Origin of the sequence: Caldibacillus sp. 210928-DFI.2.18 (assembly GCF_020554505.1) — a bacterium.
In the GTDB taxonomy this organism is placed as follows: Bacteria; Bacillota; Bacilli; order Bacillales; family Caldibacillaceae; genus Caldifermentibacillus; species Caldifermentibacillus hisashii.
This window is the reverse complement of record NZ_JAJCHL010000149.1, coordinates 1-4,351: the sequence shown is the minus strand read 5'-3', so window position 1 is coordinate 4,351 and position 4,351 is coordinate 1. Positions and strand designations below refer to the sequence as shown.

The 4,351-nt window shown below is 38.5% G+C and carries 3 protein-coding genes; all 3 read right to left on the bottom strand.

Annotation, left to right across the window (positions count from 1 at the left end; translation table 11 throughout):
- Window positions 1-182: 182 nt before the first annotated feature.
- The 3 genes from hemG to mbcS all read right to left on the bottom strand — a co-directional run bounded on the left by hemG (window position 183) and on the right by mbcS (window position 4,215).
- A complete protein-coding gene (hemG, locus tag LIZ98_RS16995; protein ID WP_227140361.1) occupies window positions 183-1,577 on the bottom strand; it encodes a protoporphyrinogen oxidase in 1,395 nt (464 codons plus the stop codon).
- A 4-nt stretch (window positions 1,578-1,581) separates the two neighbouring features.
- On the bottom strand, window positions 1,582-2,154 hold the full coding sequence (locus LIZ98_RS16990; protein ID WP_041847294.1) for a DUF1836 domain-containing protein: 573 nt from the start codon (window positions 2,152-2,154) through the stop codon (window positions 1,582-1,584).
- Window positions 2,155-2,628: 474 nt separating this feature from the next.
- A complete protein-coding gene (gene mbcS / locus LIZ98_RS16985) occupies window positions 2,629-4,215 on the bottom strand; it encodes an acyl-CoA synthetase MbcS (protein ID WP_227140393.1) in 1,587 nt (528 codons plus the stop codon).
- Between the last annotated feature and the right edge of the window lie 136 nt (window positions 4,216-4,351).

Sequence of the window (4,351 nt, the reverse complement as noted above, 5' to 3'; positions counted from 1 at the left end):
TGCTGTTCTATGAGACAGTTTGGCTTATTTTCCTCGGAGTTTTGTCCCATAGAGCTTTTCTATGGGACAGTTTTCTTTGATTTTTGAACCATTTTGTCCCATAGACGGCTGGTGATGCTGTTCTATGAGACTATTTGGCTTATTTTCCTCGGAGTTTTGTCCCATAGACAACCTAGTTACCTTTACTTCAACAAAACTTTTTCACTTATTTTCTTTGCAATCTCTTTACCGTTCTCAATACAGTCTGGAATGCCAACACCGTAATAAGAGCAGCCTGCGAGAAAGATGTCCGGGTATTTTTGCGCGAACTGTTCCTCCAATGAAGATACAGTATCCGGATGGGTAATTTGATAGGTCGGCATTTGGTCTGTCCACTTTGTTACTGTACTCACAACCGGTTCCGCATTTATATGTAAACTTTTTTCAATATCCGCCTTAGCAATTTTTAATAAATCTTCGTCATTTAGATTGTTAATTTCAGAAAACCTCGGGTGACTACTTTTGTAAAATAAACGAATGAGTAAATTGTCACCCTTCGAAGTATGTTCCCATTTCCGACTTGTCCATGTACAAGCATTACAAAACAGATCATTATCTGGCGCTATATAGCCTGTCCCATTTTCAGGTAACACCCCGTCCGAAACCGAATATCCTACATACACACTAATCAAAGAGCTTGTCTTTATCTTTGAAAACTCTTCATGTAATTCTTTATCAGAAAATAGGCGGCTGGCATGATTATGGGGAATACTCAAAACAATGGAATCAGCCTCAACTACTTTGCCGTTAGTAAAATAGACCTTATAACCCTTACCATCCGTCTTATTAATTTGCTCCACTTCATGTTCCAACCAAATCTCTGTTTTTTCCAACCGGTTTGCCATCGCATCAATAATCGTTGATAATCCGTTGTTAAACGAGAGGAATTTTTTGTCATCTTTACCTAAAAACTGATTTTTATTTGTTGCAAAACCTTTCATAATGCTTCCATATTTTTCTTTATACTCCAATACATATGGCAATGTTGAAGCAATTGTTAAATTATGTAATGTTCCGGAATAAACACCTGATAAAACAGGGGCAATTTGCTTTTCGACCAGTTCCTTGCCAAGATAATATTCTAAAAACTCTCCAATTGAATCATGCTCTGAAAATTTTCTATCATTAATGTAAAAATCTTTCAATGCCTCCACTTTTCCATGATCCGATAATAATGGACTTTCCGCCAGTGATTGAATACTTGCCGGGATACCGAAGACCGAATCTTGCGGTATTTGTTTTAACTCACCTTCTCTAAAAAGAAAAGATGTACCGACCGCATTATAGACGGCCTCCTCTTCAAGCTTCAGTTCTTCAATGAGGCCGGAATCTTTCACCTTTCTCGCAACGATTGAATCTGCCCCTGTTTCCATAATAAAACCGTTTTCTTTTACTGTCCGGATTTTCCCTCCCAGTTGGGTTGCTGAATCGACCAACAATAACTTCAAATCCCGTTTTTGTTTTGCAGCTTCTTTTTCTAACGTATACACGACAGAGAGACCGGTGATGCCCCCACCAACAATTAAAATCGTTTCCATTTTTTCACTCCTCACGATGAATTTCGTCTACCAATCTTTCCACAGTCCGCCGATATAAATTGCTCATATAAGATAGAGAAGAAATCAACAATACCTTTTCTAAGTAATCGGAGTCTTCATCCTCGAAGTGCTGAATCTCCTCCGTTGTACCGGAGACCAATTCCCGGAAGTCCCGTCTGAATTGATTCACATTTTGTTCTACAAGTGCTAGAAAGCTTGTATATAGTAGATCTAATCGAAAATTCTCTTTAACAATCTTTTCATTCAATTTTTCCAGTACATGTTTTATATCATTAATAGAAATGGTGCCTTTTAATTGATAAATGATGCTAATAAGAAGCAAATGATCCCGGGAATACTTTTTATTGTTTATCGGGAAAAACAATTTTCCTTTTGCGTAATTATTAATCATCGTCTTTGTTAATATTTTTTCATCTTCATTTCTTTTTGTACCGCTATATTTACTTTCAAATAACTGAATGACTTGGTCCATATATAAATCAATATTTGGAATATCATCAAGTGTAATATTTTTATCAAGTTGCAATTGTTCAAGAAATTGCTCTACATTTTCCAATAATAGCCCTCCATATATATTTCATTCTACATAAATTTTATCTTTTTTTATAGAAAAAGTAAATGTTAACTACATGATCAGTTCAGCCCGTTCCCCTATATAGTTTAAAAAACTACATGTCGATGCTAAGGGATTTTAAAGCAAATTATAGAGGCGCAAAGAGGGTGGATATGCCGCTGGACCCGAACCCAATTGGTCCAACCAACAAATCCGTGGGATGCCTTGACCATTACTGCACTGTCGATGATTAATAAAGAAATTCAAGGGTGAGTCAACTTTTACAGAAACTGTCCAGTGTCAACTAAAAAATCCGTACGAGAATCGATGTTTGCAAAATTGTTAACCATTACTGCACTGTTGACGGGTAACTAACAACCCCGTCAGGAGAGGCGCCTTTCGCGGAATCGATAACCACTTTCGACGGGCAACCAACAAATCCGTGGGAGAGTGACCCCCACGGATTGAAGATTTCCTTTATTTTTGCGGTTGTTGCATTTCTTTTTGCCTTAGTTCTACGCGGCGGATTTTCCCCGAGGCAGTTTTAGGAAGTTCCTCGACAAACTCGATTTTCCTCGGATATTTATACGGGGTGGTTAAATTTTTTACATGCTCTTGAAGTTCAGCAATGAGTTCTTCCCCTTTCTCGATATCCGAATCAACTAAAACGATAAAAGCTTTAACGACATAGCCGCGGTCAGGATCAGGACTGGCCACAACAGCACATTCACGAACGAGCGGATGTTTCGTCAATGCGTCTTCCACTTCAAATGGTCCAATCGTATAACCCGAACTGATAATGATATCATCGCTGCGACCTTCATACCAAAAATAGCCATCTTCGTCTTTTTTCGCTTGGTCTCCGGTTAAGTACCAATCCCCACGATAAGCCTTTTGTGTCCGCTCAAAATCTTTATAGTACTCCTTAAATAAGGTCGGTGTGCTTTTATGAACGGCAATATCACCTACTTCCCCGATGGCGCACGGTTTTCCTTCGTGATTAATAATTTCCACTTGATAACCCGGTATCGCCTTACCCATGGATCCTTTTTTCAGTTTGGTTCCCGGTAGCGTTCCGATTAATAAAGTGTTTTCAGTCTGGCCGTAACCATCCCGAACCGTAATACCAAACTCCTTTTGAAATGTATCAATAACTTGGACATTCAGCGGCTCTCCAGCAGAAACCGCACTTCTTAATGCCGGCAACGAATAGTCTGAGAGATTATTTAATTTTGCCATAAACCGGTATTCTGTCGGTGTGCAGCATAGTACATTTACCTGATATTTCTGCAAAAGTTGTAAGTAATTTGCTGCATCAAAACGTCCATTATAGACAAATGCGGTTGCCCCCATGCCGATCGTTGAAACAAACGGGCTCCAAATCCATTTTTGCCAACCGGGGGCTGCGGTTGCCCAAACAAGATCCCCTTCTTTAATATCAAGCCATAGGGACGGAGCAATTTGTAAATGAGCAAAAAACCAGCCATGATTATGGACGACTGCTTTCGGATTTCCTGTCGTTCCGGATGTATATGGTAACAGGGCCATTTCATCTCTTTTTGTTTTTTCACCGACGAAGTATGCGCTTTCATTTTCTGCAAACCTCGTTAAAGATGTCCATCCCTCTGTCTCATGTTCACCGATAATTAATTTATATTTCAAAGTCGGAATTGGTTCGGTAATTGAATCGACTTCATTTGTCAAATGATTATAAACAATTACGGCACTTGCTTCTGAATGGTTTATTCGGTAAGTTAAGTCTTTGGCCCGAAGCATCTCAGAACAAGGGATCATCACGAGGCCGGCTTTTAGACATGCCAAATAGATATAATAAGATTCAGGTACTTTTTGTGTGATTATAAGAACACGGTCGCCTTTTTTCAATCCGAGATTAACTAAAGCATTCGCATATCGGTTCATTTTTTCAACTAAGGAGACATATGTAATATTTTTTTCTGATCCGTCCGTCCCCACCCATTTAATCGCTACTTTATACGGATCTTTGGAAAACTTCTCTACTTCCTCGGTAAAATTAAAATATTCCGGGGCAATTAAATTGATCATATTTTCCAACCTCCCATGATTATGAATATTATGTTAATTATACTATAGTTATGAATTTATGAACATTATTTTTTTCATGAATCGGGAGTTTGACACTTGTGTTATGCAAAAAATTTCCAAAAAGCCCATTAAATGG

Coding starts and splice junctions, on each gene's coding strand:
- hemG (WP_227140361.1), bottom strand. CDS start 1,577: ATGGAAACGATTTTAATTGTTGGTGGGGGCATCACCGGTCTCTCTGTC.
- mbcS (WP_227140393.1), bottom strand. CDS start 4,215: ATGATCAATTTAATTGCCCCGGAATATTTTAATTTTACCGAGGAAGTA.